The sequence below is a fragment of the Citrobacter braakii genome (assembly GCF_002075345.1).
In the GTDB taxonomy this organism is placed as follows: Bacteria; Pseudomonadota; Gammaproteobacteria; order Enterobacterales; family Enterobacteriaceae; genus Citrobacter; species Citrobacter braakii.
The window spans coordinates 480,611-500,789 of sequence record NZ_NAEW01000003.1; the positions used below are offsets into that span (position 1 = coordinate 480,611).

General features: G+C 54.0%; 17 protein-coding genes. 9 read left to right on the forward strand and 8 right to left on the reverse strand.

Going from position 1 to position 20,179, the window contains the following annotated elements; genetic code table 11:
- Positions 1-64: 64 nt before the first annotated feature.
- The 4 genes from BZK42_RS09500 to BZK42_RS09515 all read right to left on the reverse strand — a co-directional run bounded on the left by BZK42_RS09500 (position 65) and on the right by BZK42_RS09515 (position 5,755).
- Positions 65-1,327, reverse strand: a complete 1,263-nt coding sequence (locus BZK42_RS09500; protein ID WP_080859040.1) for a DUF1479 domain-containing protein — start codon at positions 1,325-1,327, stop codon at positions 65-67.
- Positions 1,328-1,480: 153 nt separating this feature from the next.
- A complete protein-coding gene (locus tag BZK42_RS09505; protein ID WP_016156075.1) occupies positions 1,481-2,296 on the reverse strand; it encodes a Cof-type HAD-IIB family hydrolase in 816 nt (271 codons plus the stop codon).
- Positions 2,297-2,417: 121 nt separating this feature from the next.
- Entirely contained in the window at positions 2,418-4,850 is a 2,433-nt protein-coding gene (locus BZK42_RS09510; protein WP_080859041.1) for a glycyl radical protein, read from the reverse strand.
- A 5-nt stretch (positions 4,851-4,855) separates the two neighbouring features.
- Positions 4,856-5,755: a glycyl-radical enzyme activating protein gene (locus BZK42_RS09515; protein WP_080859042.1), complete on the reverse strand. Its 900-nt coding sequence runs from the start codon at positions 5,753-5,755 to the stop codon at positions 4,856-4,858.
- Between the two features lie 132 nt (positions 5,756-5,887).
- On the opposite strand from BZK42_RS09515, the gene fsa reads away from it, so the two are divergent.
- Positions 5,888-6,550 (forward strand): fructose-6-phosphate aldolase, encoded by a 663-nt coding sequence (gene fsa, locus BZK42_RS09520; protein WP_019076360.1) that lies wholly within the window; start codon positions 5,888-5,890, stop codon positions 6,548-6,550.
- Between the two features lie 119 nt (positions 6,551-6,669).
- Here fsa and moeB read toward each other — a convergent pair whose 3' ends face one another.
- Positions 6,670-7,419, reverse strand: coding sequence for a molybdopterin-synthase adenylyltransferase MoeB (gene moeB, locus BZK42_RS09525; RefSeq protein ID WP_075846998.1), 750 nt, complete (start codon positions 7,417-7,419; stop codon positions 6,670-6,672).
- Positions 7,419-8,654, reverse strand: coding sequence for a molybdopterin molybdotransferase MoeA (gene moeA / locus BZK42_RS09530; protein WP_080859043.1), 1,236 nt, complete (start codon positions 8,652-8,654; stop codon positions 7,419-7,421). Before moeA ends, moeB begins: the two co-directional genes overlap by 1 nt.
- 176 nt (positions 8,655-8,830) lie before the next feature.
- On the opposite strand from moeA, the gene BZK42_RS09535 reads away from it, so the two are divergent.
- The 6 genes from BZK42_RS09535 to gsiD all read left to right on the forward strand — a co-directional run bounded on the left by BZK42_RS09535 (position 8,831) and on the right by gsiD (position 16,083).
- On the forward strand, positions 8,831-9,619 hold the full coding sequence (locus tag BZK42_RS09535) for an aminoglycoside adenylyltransferase family protein (protein ID WP_019076363.1): 789 nt from the start codon (positions 8,831-8,833) through the stop codon (positions 9,617-9,619).
- Between the two features lie 192 nt (positions 9,620-9,811).
- Entirely contained in the window at positions 9,812-10,777 is a 966-nt protein-coding gene (gene iaaA, locus BZK42_RS09540; RefSeq protein ID WP_016156081.1) for a beta-aspartyl-peptidase, read from the forward strand.
- Positions 10,764-12,635: a glutathione ABC transporter ATP-binding protein GsiA gene (gsiA, locus tag BZK42_RS09545; RefSeq protein WP_080859044.1), complete on the forward strand. Its 1,872-nt coding sequence runs from the start codon at positions 10,764-10,766 to the stop codon at positions 12,633-12,635. The genes iaaA and gsiA overlap by 14 nt, the downstream gene beginning before the upstream one ends.
- A gap of 28 nt (positions 12,636-12,663) precedes the next feature.
- The gene (gsiB, locus tag BZK42_RS09550) at positions 12,664-14,202 is read left to right on the forward strand and encodes a glutathione ABC transporter substrate-binding protein GsiB (protein ID WP_080859045.1); all 1,539 of its coding nucleotides are present in this window, start codon (positions 12,664-12,666) and stop codon (positions 14,200-14,202) included.
- A 46-nt stretch (positions 14,203-14,248) separates the two neighbouring features.
- The gene (gene gsiC / locus BZK42_RS09555; RefSeq protein WP_016152391.1) at positions 14,249-15,169 is read left to right on the forward strand and encodes a glutathione ABC transporter permease GsiC; all 921 of its coding nucleotides are present in this window, start codon (positions 14,249-14,251) and stop codon (positions 15,167-15,169) included.
- A gap of 2 nt (positions 15,170-15,171) precedes the next feature.
- Positions 15,172-16,083 (forward strand): glutathione ABC transporter permease GsiD, encoded by a 912-nt coding sequence (gsiD, locus tag BZK42_RS09560; RefSeq protein WP_075847005.1) that lies wholly within the window; start codon positions 15,172-15,174, stop codon positions 16,081-16,083.
- Between the two features lie 57 nt (positions 16,084-16,140).
- Here the strand turns inward: gsiD and rimO are convergent, their stop codons facing one another.
- Positions 16,141-17,466, reverse strand: a complete 1,326-nt coding sequence (gene rimO, locus BZK42_RS09565; RefSeq protein ID WP_016152393.1) for a 30S ribosomal protein S12 methylthiotransferase RimO — start codon at positions 17,464-17,466, stop codon at positions 16,141-16,143.
- A 230-nt stretch (positions 17,467-17,696) separates the two neighbouring features.
- On the opposite strand from rimO, the gene bssR reads away from it, so the two are divergent.
- The gene (gene bssR / locus BZK42_RS09570) at positions 17,697-18,080 is read left to right on the forward strand and encodes a biofilm formation regulator BssR (protein ID WP_080859046.1); all 384 of its coding nucleotides are present in this window, start codon (positions 17,697-17,699) and stop codon (positions 18,078-18,080) included.
- 102 nt (positions 18,081-18,182) lie between these two features.
- Positions 18,183-19,280, forward strand: coding sequence for a PQQ-dependent sugar dehydrogenase (locus BZK42_RS09575; RefSeq protein ID WP_080859047.1), 1,098 nt, complete (start codon positions 18,183-18,185; stop codon positions 19,278-19,280).
- Between the two features lie 5 nt (positions 19,281-19,285).
- Here BZK42_RS09575 and BZK42_RS09580 read toward each other — a convergent pair whose 3' ends face one another.
- A complete protein-coding gene (locus tag BZK42_RS09580) occupies positions 19,286-19,912 on the reverse strand; it encodes a glutathione S-transferase family protein (protein ID WP_016152396.1) in 627 nt (208 codons plus the stop codon).
- Between the last annotated feature and the right edge of the window lie 267 nt (positions 19,913-20,179).

Here is a 20,179-nt window from a genome sequence, read left to right on the forward strand (position 1 = left end):
GATTTACAGGCTGGCCGCCTTCCTGTAACGCGAAATACTTAGGGAAACTTGTGTAAGTTATAGATTAAATAATCCCCAGCGCACGCTTGCCGTGGATATTCAAATCATCCAGCGTGAAGCGTCCTTCCCAGTCAGTTTCATAATCCTCGCGTGGGAAATCACCTGGCGATACGCCTTTTTCCAGCGCGGCCTTCACTTTATGGGCGTAGGCCAGATTCTTTTCGCACATCGGTGCGGCAGGGATGTACATCACGTTGCCCCAACCCTGCTGATTTTCTACCGGCGCGACGGAGTGGATCACATCGCAATGCCACCAGACGGAGTCTCCGGCGTCCAGTTGCGGAATGCTGGTTAACGCTTCAATCAGCAGCGGATGCCATTGCGCAGAAATCGGCAGAACTCTGCCGGGCGCAACGCCGCAAAGTTCATCTTCCGGCACATCGTCAAGCAATGGACGTAACAGTACCCAGGCCATCGCTTCAGGGATAGGGACCACGTGCAACAACCCCTGACCTGGCAGCATATCGGAGAGTGCAGTCCAGCCCTGGAAGGTACGGAATACTGAACATTTGGTGGTGTTATCCACCGTGTACTCTTCTACTTCAGTGCGATGCGCGGCCTGCCACGGGTCGTAATCTTCCAGCTTACCATTGAAAACATTAGCAAAGACCTGCTGATATGCCGGCAGAAGCCAGCGTTCCAGCGCGCCGGAATCCGTATGCGCGCCCAGCCCTTTGGACGTTGTTCCCGGTGGACGACGGCGTATGCGGTCGGGGTAGATAACGCTGACATCCGGGTTAAACCATTGCTTACCTTCGCCTGCAAATGTCCAAAGACGGTTGAGAAATGACTGCGCATTTGCCATTTCTTCACTCTGACGGGCCTGCATCTGCGCCTGGGACCAGTAGATGGGGTAGATTTCAGGCCGCGATGCGCTCAGGGTACCAAAGAAATTATCACCCGGTCCTTGGTAAACGTCGTCAAAATGGTTGCGGTCCAGATAGTCCAGCATTGACCTATCCCAATCGAGGGCTTGTTCGCGAGAGAAATGGCCTTTAATGACCGCGCATCCGCGACGCTTAATTTCTTCACGCTGCTCAGTACTCACGCGACCCGCCTTGATATCCGCATAGGACAACACAGGCCATACCGGAGAGCCTTGCGCTTTGAGGTCGTTGATTTCCGCCACGCGATTGGCAATGGCCTCGCTCAACTGATTGAAAATCAACTGAACATCTCCAAGCTGTTCACGCAATTGCTTTTTCATCTGCCGGATTGCCGCTTTGTGATCGGTGGGCAACGTGTCGCTGGTAAAAGTAAAAGCCATATCCACCTCGCATTAACTTTCATTCGAAACTTGTTTAACTTACAGGTGATAATATAAGTTAAAATTTAGTTAACGCAAGTTTAAAATTTGATGGTGTGAGAAACATGTTAAAGCGTGGAAACCGGGGCAAGGGGATACCCCGGTTGGGCAGGATTAGCAATTAAAAGGGGAAGTGTTATCCAGCACCGCCTGAATCACGTTCAGCGCGCCCTGATGGTTATTGTCGTCGGTCTGATAGCGGGCAATCGATTTGATACTCTCTGCCGCGTTGGCCATGGCGAAAGAGTAGCGCGCCATTTTCAGCATTTCTGCGTCATTGCCGCTATCGCCAATGGCGACCACGTTTTGCGGGGACAGGTTCCAGCGCTTTAGCAGACGGCTGATTCCGTTGGCTTTATGCAAACCTGGAATGATCAGGTCGATAAACCCAAAGCCGCTGGTGACGGGCTTCATTATACCGTCAAGGGCAGAATGAAGGTGATCGATCACTAATGGGATTTGTTGATCCGGTAAATTCAGCGAGAACTTGAACAGCACATCATCGATGTCCTGATAATCCTTCACGGGTTTCAGGCGATGGTAGTGTTTTGACATCAATGCGACAAAGGACTCGGGGGCATTTTCGCTAACGTAGGCGCTTTGCAGGCCACAAGCCACAAAGTTGAGATGCGTATCTTTGAGCAGTTCGCCAATGACAATGCGGGATTCGTGGCGGGTCAGCTCACCGTGAAACAGCTGTTTGCCATGTTCAAAGACTAACGCCCCGTTCTCGGCAACAAAAGAGATCTCATCTTTGAGTTCCGGGAAAAAGGAGATCAGTTGGTAATACTGATTGCCGCTGGCCACGACAAATTCAATATCCCGTTTTTTTAGTTCCTGATACTGCGCCATAAAACGTGCATGATCGTATTTTTTGGCGTCGTCGAGAAAAGTTCCGTCCATATCGGTGACGATAACTTTGATGGTCATACTTGCTCCTGGCTCATAACTGCGACCAGAAACATTTTAATAACAATGTGAGCTAAAGCACAAATTTATTTCATTCGAAAGAAGAATACCCGGCAAGCGAAATGCCGCCGGGTAAGGGGGATTACAGCATATGTTCAGTACGTGCGATGATATCGTCCTGCGCATCTGGAGACAGCGCGGTGAAGAAGGCCGAATAACCTGCTACACGGACCACCAGGTCACGATACTGATCCGGGTGCTTTTTGGCTTCCAGCAGCGTTTCACGGGAGACAATGTTGTACTGAATATGCCAGCCTTTGTGCTCTTCAAAGAAGGTACGCAGCAGGATCATCAGCTTTTGCTTATCGGATTCATTCTCCAGCGTGGCCGGGTTCAGCTTCTGGTTTAACAACACGCCGCCGAGGATTGAACCGGTCGGCAGTTTACCCACCGAGCCAATTACCGCTGTTGGGCCGAGATGGTCCGTTCCGGAAGCCGGGCTTGCGCCTTCTGCCAGTGGAGTATGCGCCTTACGACCATCCGGTGTGGCCATCGTTGCCGCGCCAAACGGTACGTTTGCGGAGATAGACGAGGTACCCGCGTAGTAATTGCCGCCAACCGGGCCACGTCCGTAACGCGGATTATGATACTGTTTCAACTCATTGATATAGGTCTGATAAGCGCGGGCCAGCAGCGTATCAACGCTATCGTCATCGTTGCCGTATTTCGGTGCGCCGTTGATCAGCCGCTGGCGTAATTGTTCGTGGCTCAGACCGTCAAAATCGGCGGCCAGCGCGGCGGCCAGTTTCTGCTGACCGATAGCGCCTTGTTCAAAGACCAGTTTCTTCACCGCAGCCAGGCTATTGCCGAGGTTGGCAATACCCACCTGCAAACCCGATACCCAGTCGTATTTCGCGCCGCCTTGCTTAATGCTTTTCGCGCGTTCAATACAGTCATCTACCAGCGCAGAGCACAGAATATCGTGTACGTTCTCTTCCAGCATGGTGTCGACAACATACTCAATTTCGATAGATTTACGCGTGTAGTAGCGAATCTGCGCATCCCAGGCATCCATCACTTCGTCGAAATTGTTGAAGTTACCAGCTGAGAGCGCTTTTTCCTGTGGCAGAAATACTTTACCGCTGGTGGCATCGCGACCACCTTCCAGCGCTGCCAGCATCACGCGGGCAAAGTTAATAAAGCTCATACCGGTACAGCGGTAGCCCCATTTGCCGCCAACGGCGGTTTCGATGCAACCAATGGCCGCATAGTCATAGGCGTCCTGCGGTTCAATGCCAAGCTTAATGAATTCAGGTATGACGATTTCGTCGTTATTAAAGGCAGGCATCCCGAAGCCGCAGCGGATCACCTGTACACAGGCATCCAGGAAATCATTACTCATCCCTGCATGATAACGCACGCTCAGGTTTGGCTGAGTAGAACGCAAGCGACCGCAGGATTCCAGAATAGCGTAGGAGAGCGGATTGACGGCATCCATTGCCTGACCGTTAACCAGGTTTTGGCCACCAATGGTCACGTTCTGATACAGCGGGCTACCCGCCGAGGCTTTCGAATGGGAGCCGGAGCGGATTTTGTTCACTTCCAACAGTTTCAGCCAGCAGCTGTGCAGCAGCTCAATGGCGTGCTCACGATCGAGGCTCTGGTTCAGTTCTACGTCACGACGGTAGAACGGATAGAGGTACTGATCCATGCGACCAAACGACACTGAGTGACCATTTGATTCAATTTGCAGGATCAACTGGATGAAATAGCACAACTGTAGCGCTTGCCAGAACGTTTTTGGCGGCTCATGGGCGATAACATCGCAGTTGTCCGCCATGGTCAGCAGTTCATCACGACGACTGGCGCGAGTTTCCGTGGCCGCCATTTTACGTGCCAGCGCGGCAAAGCGCTCAATGTGCAGACTGACGGCCTCCAGCACGATATCAATCGCTTTCAGAAACTGATCGCCATGAAGGTCTTCCAGACATGTCAGATTGATGCGGGAACGACGTTCATCAACTTTGTGGCGCAGGCCGTCGAGACCTTTTTCCAGCAGCAGCGGGAAGTTTACCGCCAGGTGTGCGTCACCGGAGGTCATGTTACCTTCAGCTTTGATAATGCCGGTTTCCAGCAGCCCTTTCTGCTCGTCAGTAAACATCCCGTAGCAGCGATCCTGCACGGTCTGACCACGCCACCATGGACACACCTCGTGCAACACGCGTTTGTTCTCTTCGCTTACCGCAAAGCCCGCGCCCGGCCTGTCGGCAAGGTCATCGATCTCTTTTTCAATCCACGACACGGTGTATTCCGGGAAGATTGGCGCGGCACGCACTTCGCTTGCCTGGTTACCAATGATCAGTTCGTCATGCTTGATCCAGATGGTGCGTTCCGCCAGATGATGGGCCAGCGCCAGCGCGCGGCGAACCGGAATAGGTTTATCCAGATGCTGTTGGTACATCTCGGTATAGTGCTGGGCGCGCTCGGTACAAACCGGCGGCTTCACGATGTGGATCAGGGCCGTTTTATGCGCTTTGATACGGTCGCTGAGTGTGTCCAGTTTCAGAGTGGTCATGGCGATTATCCTCGTAGGGTCGCGGTTAAACCTTTCAGGCTGGCGTACTGCTGGGCAAATTCGAGCAGCGCAGGCGCATCAAGCGGTTTATCCGGTGCGTTGTAGGGTTGACTGAGTAAGTGGTATTTGTTGATGCCCAGCGTGTGGTAGGGCAAAAAATGGATCTCATCGACGTGAAGCTCGTCGGCAGCAAAATCGGTAATGGCCTGAATAGCGGCTTCGTCAGCGTTGAACCCCTGAATCAGGGGGACGCGGATAACCATTTTTTTACCGGCGGCGGCCAGTTTTTTCAGATTTTCCAGTACGCGAGAGGCGCTGCCATCGGTCCACTGTTTAAACGGCGCGTCGGCGACATGTTTTAAATCGGCCAGGAACAGGTCGACGTCAGGTAATGACGGTTCAATATACTTCCACGGGACATGCAGACAGGTTTCAACCGCTGTATGAATACCTGCATCGTGGCTGGCTTTGAGCAGCGCTGCCGCCAGTTCTGGCAGCATAAAGGGTTCACCGCCAGACAGGGTGAGACCCCCGCCGCTGCGATCGTAAAACGGTTTATCACGCACTACGGTCGCCATGATGTCGTCCACGCTTTTTTCCTCTCCGCAGACGGTCAGCGCCTGGGTTGGACAGCAGTGGGTCAGCGCCGTGAGCGCATCATCGGTCAGTTTTTCGCGATGAATCAGCAATCCACTCAGCGCGCGTTCAATCACCTTCGGTGCGGCCTGAGCACAGAGATCGCAACCGTCGAGGCACAAACGCGCGTCATAGAGCAGATCCTGCGTGCGGGCGCGGCTTTCCGGATTCTGGCACCACCGACAGCCCAGAGAGCATCCCTTAAGGAACACTACAGTACGGATACCGGGACCATCATGTGTGGAATAGCGCTGGATATTGAAAATCATAAGCGGCCTCTCATCTTTCGTATAAAGATTAAATTACTTTCGAATGAAAGTTATATTGACGTACGTCAACTAACCGTGAGGTTTCGCCGTGCTACCTTTTATTCATGCTAATTATTCGTTTGAGGAAAGGTTATGGAACTCTATTTAGATACGTCTGACGTTGACGCGGTAAAAGCTCTGGCGCGGGTTTTTCCGCTGGCAGGGGTGACCACTAACCCAAGCATTGTGGCGGCAGGTAAGCAGACGCTGGACGTGTTACTGCCGCAACTGCAGGAAGCGATGGGAGGGCAAGGACGCCTGTTTGCTCAGGTAATGGCGACCACCGCCGAAGGCATGGTCAGCGATGCGCGTAAGCTGCGGGCAATCATTGCGGATATCGTGGTCAAAGTGCCGGTCACGGCAGAAGGTCTGACGGCCATTAAATTGCTGAAAGAAGAAGGGATCCCGACGTTGGGTACCGCGGTATACGGCGCTGCTCAAGGGCTATTAGCTGCGCTTGCGGGGGCCGAATACGTTGCGCCATACGTTAACCGTGTGGATGCGCAGGGGGGGGACGGCATTCAGACGGTGACCGATCTGCAGACCTTACTGAAAATGCATGCCCCGCACGCCAAAGTACTGGCCGCCAGTTTTAAAACGCCGCGTCAGGCGCTGGATTGCCTGCTGGCAGGTTGCGAGTCCATCACGCTGCCGCTGGATGTCGCTCAGCAGATGATTAGCTCTCCGGCCGTTGATGCTGCCGTAGCGAAGTTCGAGCACGACTGGCAGAGCGCATTTGGACGCACTTCTCTGTAAGTCTGTTTTGCCGGATGGCGGCTGACACCTTATCCGGCCTACACAATGCGCTGTTGTAGGCCTGATTGGAGGCGTTAGCATCGCTCTCTGGCAATAGTGTGGTGCCGACGATTTCTCTGCTAACTCCCGCAGACCTCACAGGTGGGATTGCGCATCAGCTTCATTTCGCGAAACTGGCAGGTCATGGCGTCGTACATGACGATTTTTCCTGAAGCCGGTTTACCGTAGTTAGCCAGCAGCTTAATGGCTTCCATCGCCTGTAACGAGCCGATCACGCCGATCAGCGGGGCCATCACTCCGGCCTCTACGCAGGTCAGGACGTTTTCACCGAACAGACGGCTCAGGCAACGGTAGCAGGGCTCTCCTTCCTGGTAGGTAAATACGGTAATTTGTCCTTCCATGCGAATTGCCGCACCGGAAACCAGCGGAATCCTGGCGGCGAAGCATCCGGCATTCAACTGATTGCGGATGCTGACATTATCCGTACAGTCCAGCACCAAATCGTGTTCGGTAATAAGCGTGTGAATCTCGCTCTCGTCCAGCAGCGCATTCACCGGCGTAATGGCGATATAAGGGTTAATCCGCGCCAGTGCGTCGCGGGCGGATAGCACTTTTGGCTGTCCAACGGTCGCATCGCTGTGCAGCGTCTGGCGCTGGAGGTTCGACACGGAGACCGTGTCAAAGTCGAGCAAGGTTAAATGCCCGACGCCAGCGCCTGCAAGGTACTGAGTTGCTGCGCATCCCAGTCCCCCCACACCAACGACCAGTACCCGCGCCTCCTTGAGCGCTTCCTGACCTTCGAAATCGAAGCCGCGCAGAATGATTTGCCGGTTATAGCGCATCATCTCCTGGTCGCTGAGTTCTGCCATTACAGGCCTCCAAACAGTGCGTTAAACGGCTCGACCTCAACCCATTCGCCGGCTTCGACGTTACCGCGATCGCGCTCCAGCACGATAAAACAGTTACCCTGGCTAAAAGAGCTAAAAATATGCGAGCCCTGGTGCCCGGTCGTGGTGACTTCCAGTTCGCCTTCAGCGGTACGCTGCAATACGCCGCGCTGAAAATCCAGACGGCCAGGTGTTTTCTTCAGGCGTGAGGCGGTGCGCACGCGCTGGCGAGGCGGCAGTCCACAGGCGGTGTTGCCGCTGAGTTTCGCCAGGAGCGGTTGTACCAGTTGATAAAAGGTGAGGGCCGCAGACACTGGATTACCCGGCAGACCGCAAAACCAGCTGTTGCTCAGTTTGCCAAACGCGAACGGTTTGCCCGGTTTGATAGCCAGCTTCCAGAAGGCAATTTCTCCCAGCTCTTCCAGAATAGTTTTAGTGTAATCCGCTTCGCCTACTGAAACGCCGCCGGAGCTGATGACGACATCGGCCTGGCTGTCGGCTTCAACAAACGCGGCACGTAGCGCGTTGGGATCGTCGCGAATAATCCCCAGGTTGATCACTTCGCAGCCCAACTGTTGCAGCATCAGGTGAACGGTCAGACGGTTAGTGTCATAAATCTGCCCGTCTCCCAGCGGCTGACCTGGTAACTGCAGTTCATCACCGGTGGAGAACAGCGCCACGCGGACTTTGCGTACAACGGGAGCATCGGCAACACCGAGCGAAGCCAGAACGGGAAGCTCGGCGGTTGTCAGGCGAGTCCCGGCGGGAAACACCACCGCGCCGTTTGCAATATCTTCACCGCGCAGACGAATATTTTGCCCGCGGCGGACTTCGGCGGTAAAACGCACCCCGTCCTCAGTTTGTTCCGTTTGCTCCTGCATCACCACCGCTTCACAACCAGCAGGCACCGGGGCGCCGGTCATAATACGGATGCAGGTTCCCGCAGGCCACTCGCCATGGAAAGGCTGACCGGCAAAGGCTTTACCCGCCACCGCAAGCGGCTGATCAGATTGTAAATCGGCTAATCGTACCGCATAGCCATCCATTGCTGAGTTATCGAATCCCGGTACATCAATGGGGGAGACAACGTCGGTGGCCAGAATGCGGCCAAAGCATTGAACCAGCGGCAGCGTTTCGACGGCGGTGAGCGGGGTAATACGCGAAAGCATCTGAGAGAGAGCCGTTTCAAGCGGCATCAGTCCGGCGGTAAATTCCATGAGAAGACTCCTGCGGGGCAAAATCGAATCTGCTCATTATGTCAGAAAATGGACGCGGGCAGTATGCTACCTCAGGCTTAGAATCAGATCTGGTAAAGGTTTTGTGCCAGGGATAGCGCTGCAGGAAGAATGCAGTATAGACTCAATATTTCCGCTCTTTTTTCCCTGGGGGCTAAATGGCCAATATTATTCCAGACGCAATTCGACGACAGGTGGAGGCCGCCAGTGCGTGCATCCGCCAGATTTTCGCGGGGAAACTCATTGCCCTTCATTTGTATGGCTCTGCGGTTGAAGGCGGCTTAAAACCCCAAAGCGACATTGATTTATTGGTCACCCTGCGTGAACCCATAAATGCCCGACAAAGAAAAAAACTGATGCAGGATTTGCTGACCATTTCAGCGCCTCCCGGCACCTCCGGGCCATATCGTGCGCTGGAAGTGACCGTGGTTCTGCACTCGCAGATCGTGCCGTGGCGATTCCCACCGGCGAGAGAAATGCAGTTTGGCGAATGGTTGCGTGATGATATTCGTGCTGGCGTGTTTGAACCGGCAATGGTGGATGCTGATCTTTCTATTCTGCTGACCCAGGCCCGGCGCGCCAGCGTACCGCTGTTCGGTGAACCGGCTGAGACGTTATTTAACGTCATTCCGTTTAGCGATGTATTGCAAACATTTCGGCATATCCTTGAGATGTGGCAGAAACCGGCTGATTTAGAGGGGGACGAGCGTAATATCATTCTTGCTCTGGCACGTATCTGGTATAGCGTGGTTACGGGTAATATTGTCGCTAAAGATGAGGCCGCATCCTGGCTTCTGCCGCAATTACCCGCTGAGCATGCTGATTTGCTGCAAGCGGCGCGTGCGGAATATCTGGGGTTAACCAAACATAACTGGGCAGCGTGTATGCCGTCTGTAGAACGCTTTGTGTTTTATGCAAAAAAACAGATTACCGATCGGCTTGAATAATTTAGCACCAATGTCGAGAGATCTCCTTTCCGTTAAACACATCTGAATGACCTGATGAGACGGGGTGTGAGGTGCGGGCCTTTACCTTTACATGACGTCTGCATCTTTCTATATTCAAAAATCGAATCAATAAGTCACCGAAATTCTGATATTTATAACCCCCCGGTACCCGCCACCTAATGGACGAATAAAATGGGTAAAGCAGTCATTGCAATTCACGGCGGCGCAGGGGCTATCACCCGCGCGTTACTGAGCCAGGAGCAAGAATTGCGTTATATACAAGCGCTGTCGGATATCGTTGAAACCGGCCAACGGATGCTTGAAGACGGTCGTAGCGCACTGGATGTGGTCACCGAAGCCGTGCGTTTGTTGGAAGAGTGTCCGTTGTTTAATGCCGGAATTGGCGCGGTGTATACCCGTGATGAAACCCATGAACTGGACGCCTGTGTGATGGACGGTAATACGCTAAACGCGGGAGCCGTCGCCGGGGTTAGCCATCTGCGCAATCCAATTCTCGCGGCTCGCCTGGTGATGGAGCACAGCCCCCACGTCATGATGATAGGTGAAGGGGCTGAAAACTTTGCCATTGCGCAGGGTATGGAGCGCGTTTCGGCGGATATTTTCTCGACGCCAGAACGCTACGCTCAACTGCTGGCAGCGCAATCGGCGGGTGAAACGGTGCTGGATCATAGCGCGACCCCGCTGGATGAAAACAACAAAATGGGTACTGTGGGTGCGGTCGCGCTGGATATGTTTGGCAATCTGGCGGCGGCAACATCGACCGGCGGGATGACCAACAAATTACCGGGGCGGGTAGGTGACAGTCCGCTGGTCGGCGCTGGCTGCTATGCCAATAACGCAAGTGTGGCCGTTTCCTGCACCGGAACCGGTGAAGTCTTTATTCGTGCGCTGGCGGCCTATGACATTGCGGCGTTGATGGACTATGGCGGCCTGAGTTTATCGGAGGCGTGCGAACGCGTAGTAATGGAAAAATTACCGGCGCTCGGCGGTAGCGGCGGTTTAATTGCCGTCGATCACGAGGGCAACGTCGCCTTGCCCTTTAACAGCGAAGGCATGTACCGTGCCTGGGGATATGCAGGCGATACGCCAACCACCGGTATTTATCGGGAAAAAGGAGATACCGTTGCCACACAGTGATGAGCTTGACGCCAGCGACGTGCTGGCAGTCAGCAACCTGAACATTGCCTTTGAGCAGGAGCAGCAGCGCATCAGTGCGGTGCGTAATCTGTCATTTCGCCTGAAGCGTGGTGAAACGCTGGCGATAGTGGGCGAATCCGGTTCAGGAAAGTCGGTAACAGCCTTGTCGCTGATGCGTTTGATTGAACAGTCAGGCGGCGAGGTGAGCTGCGATGAAATGCTCCTTCGACGCCGTAACCGACAGGTTATTGAGCTGGGTGAACAGAGCGCGTCGCGGATGCGTCACGTGCGTGGCGCGGATATCGCCATGATCTTCCAGGAGCCCATGACATCGCTTAATCCGGTATTTACCGTGGGTGAGCAGATTGCTGAGTCAATCCGTTTGCATCAGGGGGCCAGCCACGAAGAGGCGATGGTGGAAGCGAAACGGATGCTCGACCAGGTGCGTATCCCCGAGGCGAAGGCTATTTTATCGCGCTATCCGCACCAGCTTTCTGGCGGCATGCGCCAGCGGGTAATGATCGCCATGGCGCTATCGTGTCGCCCTGCGGTTTTAATTGCCGATGAGCCGACCACCGCGCTGGATGTCACTATTCAGGCACAGATCCTGCAACTGATAAAAGTGTTGCAGCAGGATATGTCGATGGGAGTGATCTTTATTACCCACGATATGGGCGTCGTGGCGGATATTGCCGATCGCGTGCTGGTGATGTATCAGGGCGAGGCGGTAGAAACCGGCAGCGTTGAGCAGATTTTTCGCGCTCCCCAGCATCCTTACACCAAAGCGCTGCTGGCAGCCGTGCCGCAGCTTGGGGCGATGACCGGACAAGCGTACCCGCGCCGGTTTCCACTCATTTCGTTACACGATCCCAGCCATGTAGAACCACAGACTGAACAGGATACCGTGGTTGAAGGCGAGCCTATTTTGCAGGTACGTAATCTGGTGACGCGTTTTCCGCTGCGCAGCGGCATTCTTAATCGGGTGACCCGCGAGGTGCATGCGGTGGAAAACGTCAGCTTTGACCTGTGGCCTGGAGAGACGCTCTCGCTGGTGGGGGAGTCAGGCTGCGGGAAATCCACCACCGGTCGGGCGCTGCTACGTCTGGTCGAGTCTCAACGCGGGGAGATTGTTTTCAACGGACAGCGTATCGATACCCTGGCCGCCAGTAAGCTACAGCCGCTGCGTCGGGATATTCAATTTATCTTCCAGGACCCCTATGCTTCGCTCGATCCGCGTCAGACCGTGGGATATTCCATTTTAGAACCGCTGCGGGTGCATGGGCTACTGCAAGGCGATGCGGCGGCAAAACGGGTTGCATGGCTGCTGGAACGCGTAGGATTGCTCCCTGAGCATGCCTGGCGCTATCCGCATGAGTTTTCCGGTGGTCAGCGTCAGCGTATCTGTATTGCCCGGGCGCTGGCGCTCAATCCCAAGGTGATTATTGCCGATGAGTCAGTCTCGGCGCTGGATGTCTCAATTCGCGGGCAAATTATCAACCTGTTGCTCGACCTCCAACGAGAAATGGGGATTGCGTACCTGTTTATTTCCCACGATATGGCGGTGGTGGAGCGGATCAGTCATCGGGTGGCGGTGATGTACCTTGGGCAAATCGTCGAGATCGGCACCCGACGCGCGGTGTTTGAAAATCCGCAGCATCCGTACACCCGCAAACTGATGGCGGCAGTCCCGGTCGCCGATCCCTCACATCACCGGCCCCAGCGCGTGCTGTTGTCGGATGATATCCCCAGTAATATCCGCAAACGCGGTGAAGAGATTTCCCCCGTTTCACTCCAGCAAGTTGGCCCGGGGCATTATGTTGCGCGTGGGCAACCAGAAAATGCGCTTTCGCGTTTATAACAGGCAGGCAGGGTTTAAGGAGAATAACATGACAAAAATTGTTGCTCGAAAATGGCTGGTTGCTGTGGGAGTGGCCTCTGCGCTGGCCGCCACACCTGGCTGGGCTGCCAAAGATGTAGTAGTGGCGGTAGGATCCAATTTCACCACCCTCGATCCCTACGACGCAAACGACACGTTGTCGCAGGCGGTAGCGAAGTCGTTTTACCAGGGGCTGTTTGGCCTTGATAAAGAGATGAAGCTGAAAAATGTGCTGGCGGAGAGTTATACGGTTTCTGATGATGGCCTGACTTATACCCTTAAGCTGCGACAGGGTGTGAAGTTTCAGGACGGCACCGACTTCAACGCCGATGCGGTTAAAGCTAACCTCGACCGGGCCAGCACCCCGGAAAACCATCTGAAACGCTACAACCTGTATAAGAATATCGATAAAACCGAGGTCGTCGATCCGTCGACGGTGAAGATAACGCTGAAGCAGCCGTTCTCTGCATTTATCAATATTCTGGCGCACCCGGCTACGGCGATGATCTCTCCCGCCGCGCTGGAGAAATACGGCAAGGAGATCGGTTTCCATCCCGTGGGGACCGGGCCGTATCAGCTTGAGACCTGGAATCAGACGGATTTTGTAAAGGTTAAGAAGTTCGCGGGTTACTGGCAGCAAGGGCTGCCAAAGCTGGATACGATTACCTGGCGTCCGGTGACCGACAACAACACGCGTGCGGCAATGCTGCAGACCGGGGAAGCGCAGTTTGCCTTCCCGATCCCTTACGAACAGGCGGCGCTACTGGCGAAGAATAAAAACCTGGAACTGGTGGCCAGTCCGTCTATTATGCAGCGTTACATCAGCATGAACGTCACGCAAAAACCGTTCGATAACCCGAAGGTGCGTGAAGCGCTGAATTATGCCATCAACCGTCAGGCGCTGGTGAAAGTGGCGTTTGCCGGTTACGCGACGCCAGCAACCGGCGTTCTCCCTCCGTCGATCGCCTATGCGCAAAGCTATACGCCATGGCCATACGACCCGGCAAAAGCGCGCGAACTGCTGAAAGAAGCGGGTTATCCGAACGGTTTTACCACCACGCTATGGTCTTCTCATAACCATAGTACCGCGCAGAAAGTGCTGCAATTTACCCAGCAGCAACTGGCGCAGGTGGGCGTTAAGGCTCAGGTGACGGCGATGGATGCCGGTCAGCGCGCGGCGCAAGTCGAAGGTAAAGCGCAGAAAGAGAGCGGGGTACGCATGTTCTACACCGGCTGGTCTGCCTCTACGGGTGAAGCAGACTGGGCGCTGTCACCGCTGTTTGCATCTCAAAACTGGCCGCCAACGCTGTTTAATACGGCGTTCTACAGCAATAAGCAGGTGGACAGTGATTTAGCGGCAGCGTTGCAAACCAACGATCCGGCCCAGAAAGCGAAGCTGTACAAGGATGCGCAGGATATTATCTGGAAAGAGTCGCCGTGGATCCCACTGGTAGTGGAACAACTGATTTCGGCACACAACACCAGATTGACCGGGTTCTGGATCATGCCGGATACCGGATTTAGCTTTGATGATGCGGATTTAAAATAAGCTATTCATCCGGCCCCGCCACGCAGGGGCCGGCGAAGGGAGTGTGATGCTTAACTATGTTTTCAAGCGCCTGCTGGGGTTGATTCCAACTCTGTTGATTGTAGCGGTGCTGGTATTTTTATTTGTTCACCTGCTACCCGGCGATCCGGCCCGGCTGATTGCCGGACCGGAGGCTGATGCTGAGGTGATCGAACTGGTGCGTCAGCAGTTGGGTCTGGACCAGCCGCTGCATATTCAGTTCTGGCATTACATTACTAACGTGTTGCAAGGCGATTTTGGAACCTCAATGGTTTCTCGTCGCCCGGTCTCCGAAGAGATAGCCAGTCGTTTTATGCCATCGCTATGGCTGACCATTGCCAGCATGGCGTGGGCGGTGTTATTCGGCATGACGGCAGGGATTATTGCTGCTGTATGGCGCAATCGTTGGCCGGACAGATTGAGTATGACGCTCGCCGTCACCGGGATCTCTTTCCCGGCGTTTGCGCTCGGCATGCTGCTCATGCAGATATTCTCCGTTGAGCTTGGCTGGTTGCCCACCGTTGGCGCTGATACCTGGCGGCACTATATCCTCCCGTCTATTACCCTGGGTGCGGCGGTGGCTGCGGTGTTAGCCCGGTTTACCCGCGCTTCGTTTGTCGATGTGCTCAGTGAAGACTATATGCGTACCGCGCGGGCCAAAGGGGTGAGTGAAACCTGGGTGGTGTTAAAACATGGTTTGCGCAATGCGATGATCCCGGTGGTCACCATGATGGGGCTACAGTTTGGCTTTTTGCTTGGCGGCTCGATTGTGGTTGAGAAGGTGTTTAACTGGCCAGGGCTTGGGCGGCTGTTGGTGGACTCAGTCGAAATGCGCGACTACCCGGTGATTCAGGCCGAGGTGCTGTTGTTTTCTCTGGAGTTTATTCTTATTAACTTAGTGGTGGATGTGCTCTATGCCGCCATTAATCCGGCTATCAGGTACAAGTAAGGATGCGATTTTTTAACTGGCGCCGACAGGCGATTTTAAATGCGATGCCCCTTGTTAAGCCTGAGCAGATACGCACGCCGTGGCATGAATTCTGGCGTCGTTTCCATCGCCAGCGCATGGCGATGTTAGCGGGGTTATTTGTCGTGCTGCTAATAATGGTGGCGATTTTTGCTCGCTGGTTAACGCCATTTGATGCCGAGAATTACTTCGATTATGACCGTCTGAATGACGGACCATCGATGCTGCACTGGTTCGGCGTTGACTCGCTGGGGCGGGATATTTTTAGCCGCGTGCTGGTGGGGGCGCAAATCTCGCTGGCGGCGGGGGTCTTTGCCGTATTTATTGGCGCAGCGATTGGCACCGTGCTGGGTCTGCTGGCGGGATACTACGAAGGCTGGTGGGATCGACTGATTATGCGTATCTGCGATGTGCTGTTCGCCTTTCCGGGTATTTTGCTGGCGATAGCCGTGGTCGCTGTGCTGGGCAGCGGCATTGCAAACGTGATTATTGCCGTGGCCATTTTCTCCATTCCGGCCTTCGCGCGGCTGGTGCGCGCAAATACGCTGGTGCTAAAGCAGCAGACCTTTATTGAATCCGCGCGCAGTATTGGCGCCAGCGATGCGACCATCATCTTCAACCATATCTTGCCGGGTACGGTTTCATCGATCGTGGTCTTTTTTACCATGCGAATTGGCACGTCGATTATCTCTGCCGCGAGCCTGTCATTTCTGGGATTGGGTGCGCAGCCGCCGACCCCGGAGTGGGGGGCAATGCTCAATGAAGCCCGCGCTGATATGGTGATCGCGCCGCACGTGGCGATTTTCCCGGCGGTGGCAATATTCCTGACGGTGCTGGCGTTTAACTTACTCGGAGATGGTCTGCGCGACGCGCTGGACCCGAAAATTAAAGGATAAATCACAGGGCCGGATAAGAGGTAACGCTTATCCGGCCTACAGTTGGGTTGCGCTTATTTAAACGCGGGTGCCCCACAGATCGTATTCATCAGCGTTTTCGACCTTCACGCGGATGATATCGCCAGGTTTCACCTTGGTTTCGCCATTCAGGTATACCGCGCCGTCGATTTCCGGGGCGTCAGCCATGCTGCGTCCAATCGCGCCTTCTTCGTCAACTTCATCAACGATAACCAGAATTTCGCGGCCCACTTTTTCCTGCAAACGTTCAGCGGAGATTTGCTGTTGCAATTGCATAAAGCGGTTCCAGCGTTCCTCTTTCACCTCTTCCGGGATTTGGTCCGGCAGGTCATTGGCGCCAGCGCCTTCTACCGGGCTGTATTTAAAGCAGCCCACGCGGTCCAGACGCGCTTCCTTCAGGAAGTCGAGCAGCATCTGGAAGTCTTCTTCCGTTTCACCTGGGAAACCGACAATGAAGGTTGAGCGCAGCGTCAGTTCAGGGCAGATTTCACGCCACTGCTTGATGCGTGCCAGTTGTCTGTCCACGGAGCCTGGGCGTTTCATCAGCTTAAGAATACGCGGGCTGGCATGCTGCAGCGGGATGTCCAGATACGGCAGGATTTTCCCTTCCGCCATCAGTGGGATCACGTCATCAACGTGCGGATAGGGATAGACGTAATGCAGACGAGTCCAGATCCCCAGTTTTGATAACTGCTCGCACAGATCAACCATGCTGGTTTTGACCGGCTCGCCGTTATGGAAACCGGTGCGATGCTTCACATCCACGCCGTACGCGGAAGTATCCTGAGAAATAACCAGTATCTCTTTCACGCCCGCATCCACCAGACGTTTGGCTTCGCTGAGGACATCGCCAATCGGACGGCTCACCAGATCGCCACGCATTGACGGAATAATGCAGAACGTGCAGCGGTGGTTGCAGCCTTCAGAAATTTTCAGATAGGCATAATGACGCGGAGTGAGCTTGACGCCCTGTTCAGGAACCAGGCTCAGGAACGGGTTGTGCTTTGGTTTGGGCACATAGTGGTGAACGTGCTCCAGAACCTGTTCGTAGCTATGCGGCCCGGTGATTTCCAGCACCTTCGGGTGGACTTCACGGATCTGATCGACTTTCGCGCCCAGACAGCCGGTGACGATCACCTTGCCGTTTTCGTTCAGCGCTTCGCCGATTGCTTCCAGCGACTCCTGAACCGCGCTGTCGATAAAGCCACAGGTGTTAACGATAACCATATCCGCGTCGTCGTAGCTTGGCACAACATCATAGCCTTCGGTACGAAGTTCGGTCAGGATGCGTTCAGAATCGACGAGGTTTTTCGGGCAGCCGAGGGAGACAAAGCCGATTTTCGGCTGGTGGGTTACATTGCTCATAGCGTAAAAATTGTTCAGTTATTGGAATATTCAGGGCACGGATTCTACAGAGTTCTGAATAAAAATTGTATCGCAATCTCATACCATCAGTCGCCACGCCCGGCGTGGAATTAAAGATTATTTGTAAATTGTGTTAATTTTCGGTGATGGATTGATCCTGGACACGACTTTGTTCAAAAAATGACCATACTATTAAGTTGCACCATAGTTGGAAAGAGGAGGAACAAAGTATGGTTGTTGACAGACTGAGAACCGATCTTCTCAACAAATTGATAAACGCCCGTGTCGAACTTGCCGCTTATCTGCTGTTGAGAAAAGCGAAAGGCTACATGTCAGTCAGCGAGAGCGATCGTCTGCGTGATAATTTTTTTGCACTGAATCGCGAATTGCACGAGCAATCACAGCCTCACGGTATGCATCTTGATCAGGAAGAGTGGAATGCCCTTCATCGTGCTGAAGGGGCGTTAGCCGCCGCCGCTGTTTGTCTTATGAGTGGACATCACGATTGTCCAACTTTTATCGCCGTTAACGCAGAGAAACTGGAAAACTGCCTGACAACGCTGACGCTAAGTATCCAGTGTTTGCAATCTTATCCAACGCTGGAACACGTCTGAATCAGGGGGAGGGCGCTCCCCCTTTTCGTTAAGATTATGTAAATGTGGCGGGATAATTCCCCTTGCTGGCTACGCTTTATGCAGAGCCATTAAGGAGGTGTTATGCGTCGACTCTTTCTCTGTGCTGTCCCACTCGCGCTATTTTCCTCTTATGCCGTCGCGGTAGAGGTGGAAGTGCTGCAAACGAAACTCGATCATCCGTGGTCGCTGGCGTTTTTACCCGACAATCGCGGTATGCTCATTACGCTTAAAGGCGGCCAGCTTCGACTTTGGCAGTCAGGGAAGGGGCTTTCCGACCCGCTGACCGGCGTACCCAAAGTCTGGGCGAATGGTCAGGGGGGATTGCTTGATGTGGCATTAGCACCGGATTTTAAACAATCCCGCCGGGTGTGGCTTAGCTTTGCTGAAGCTGACGGTGAAGGTAACGCCGGGACAGCGGTTGGTTACGGACGACTGAGCGACGATCTCAAACATCTGCAAGGGTTCCAGACCATTTTTCGCCAACAGCCGAAGCTCTCCAGCGGAAACCATTTTGGCGGACGTATGGTTTTTGATGGCAACGGTTATCTGCTTATTGGCCTTGGTGAAAACAATCAACGTTCTACCGCACAGGATCTGGATAAGCTGCAGGGCAAGGTCGTACGACTGACCGATGAGGGAAAAATTCCGCCGGATAATCCGTTTGTGAAGAGGGCAGGAGCGCGGGCAGAGATTTGGTCATATGGTATCCGCAACCCGCAGGGGATGGCGATGAATCCCTGGAGCGATACGCTGTGGCTCAATGAGCATGGTCCACGCGGGGGCGATGAAATCAATATCCCGGAGAAAGGGAAAAACTACGGCTGGCCGCTTGCGACCTGGGGCGTTAACTACAGTGGTCTTAAAATTCCCGAAGCAAAAGGCCCAATTGTTGCTGGAACAGAGCAACCCATCTTTTACTGGGAAAAGTCACCGGCGGTCAGCGGAATGGCTTTTTATAATAGCGATACCTTCCCACAGTGGCGGCAGAAGTTATTCATTGGCGCGTTGAAAGATAAAGAAGTGATCGTGCTGAGCGTCAAAGGGAATGCCGTCACCGAAGAGGGTCGTCTGTTGCAGGAAAGGGGACAGCGGATCCGTGATGTGCGCGTCGGACCAGACGGGTACTTATATGTACTAACCGACGAGTCCGACGGGGAATTACTGAAAGTGAGTCCCTGATTTAGTTAGCTGACCGGGATCATTACGACTTTTTGAAACGCCGGACGTTCGGTCAGTTGTTGATACCAGTGTTCCAGATGTGGGCGCGGGGTCCAGCTCAGACCAACGTTGAACAGGTTATAGATGAACGGCGCAACGGCGATATCGGCAGTGCCAAATTCAGCCCCGGAGAACCATGGCTGGTCCGCCAGCGCGTTATCCAGAATGGCAAACAGGTTATCGCACACCTGACTACCCGCCTCGATTGCCGCCATGTCGCGTTTCTCGGCAGGGGTTCTGACCAGGCCAAACAAGATAACCCGATGCGCAGGACTTAGCGTCTGGTTTGCCCAGTCCATCCATTTTTCACCGACGGCGCGCGCGGCCGGGGCGTCAATCCACAAACGCTTTTGTCCGTACTGAGCTGCCAGATAGCGGACAATGGTATTGGATTCCCACAGAACAACGTCCGTTTCATCATCGCGTAGCAGCGGGACCAGTCCGTTCGGGTTGAGTGCCAGATAGTCGGCATCGCGGTTACCGCCATGCTGTCCGCCCGCCAGAATTTGGTTATACGGCAGTTCCAGTTCCTCGAGCGTCCACAATACTTTTTTTACGTTGGTCGAGTTATTGCGACCCCACAGTGTAATCATAGTAACCCCGCAAATTAATTGAGCAGCTTTATGGCTGCAGATGCCATCTGACTAGCCCACATGGTGGGGTAAACCTAATATTTACGCAACAAAGTCTAAAAAAATCGAGCCAGGAGCAGCGCAGCGCGGTGTTATTGCATAAACTTTAAAAACTTTACCAACTTACGGTTTCTTTAAGCTCGTTAGTGCGTTATTACTCACCGCACTTATTTTACACGTCATCCATCAGACCTTTTCTGCATGGGTTGGCCAGGGTTGCCTGGCTGG

Coding starts and splice junctions, on each gene's coding strand:
- bssR (WP_080859046.1), top strand. CDS start 17,697: ATGGTTGTTGACAGACTGAGAACCGATCTTCTCAACAAATTGATAAAC.
- gsiD (WP_075847005.1), top strand. CDS start 15,172: ATGCGATTTTTTAACTGGCGCCGACAGGCGATTTTAAATGCGATGCCC.
- BZK42_RS09505 (WP_016156075.1), bottom strand. CDS start 2,296: ATGACCATCAAAGTTATCGTCACCGATATGGACGGAACTTTTCTCGAC.
- moeB (WP_075846998.1), bottom strand. CDS start 7,419: ATGGCAGAACTCAGCGACCAGGAGATGATGCGCTATAACCGGCAAATC.
- rimO (WP_016152393.1), bottom strand. CDS start 17,466: ATGAGCAATGTAACCCACCAGCCGAAAATCGGCTTTGTCTCCCTCGGC.
- iaaA (WP_016156081.1), top strand. CDS start 9,812: ATGGGTAAAGCAGTCATTGCAATTCACGGCGGCGCAGGGGCTATCACC.
- BZK42_RS09575 (WP_080859047.1), top strand. CDS start 18,183: ATGCGTCGACTCTTTCTCTGTGCTGTCCCACTCGCGCTATTTTCCTCT.
- moeA (WP_080859043.1), bottom strand. CDS start 8,654: ATGGAATTTACCGCCGGACTGATGCCGCTTGAAACGGCTCTCTCTCAG.
- fsa (WP_019076360.1), top strand. CDS start 5,888: ATGGAACTCTATTTAGATACGTCTGACGTTGACGCGGTAAAAGCTCTG.
- gsiC (WP_016152391.1), top strand. CDS start 14,249: ATGCTTAACTATGTTTTCAAGCGCCTGCTGGGGTTGATTCCAACTCTG.
- gsiB (WP_080859045.1), top strand. CDS start 12,664: ATGACAAAAATTGTTGCTCGAAAATGGCTGGTTGCTGTGGGAGTGGCC.
- BZK42_RS09580 (WP_016152396.1), bottom strand. CDS start 19,912: ATGATTACACTGTGGGGTCGCAATAACTCGACCAACGTAAAAAAAGTA.
- BZK42_RS09515 (WP_080859042.1), bottom strand. CDS start 5,755: ATGATTTTCAATATCCAGCGCTATTCCACACATGATGGTCCCGGTATC.
- BZK42_RS09510 (WP_080859041.1), bottom strand. CDS start 4,850: ATGACCACTCTGAAACTGGACACACTCAGCGACCGTATCAAAGCGCAT.
- BZK42_RS09500 (WP_080859040.1), bottom strand. CDS start 1,327: ATGGCTTTTACTTTTACCAGCGACACGTTGCCCACCGATCACAAAGCG.
- BZK42_RS09535 (WP_019076363.1), top strand. CDS start 8,831: ATGGCCAATATTATTCCAGACGCAATTCGACGACAGGTGGAGGCCGCC.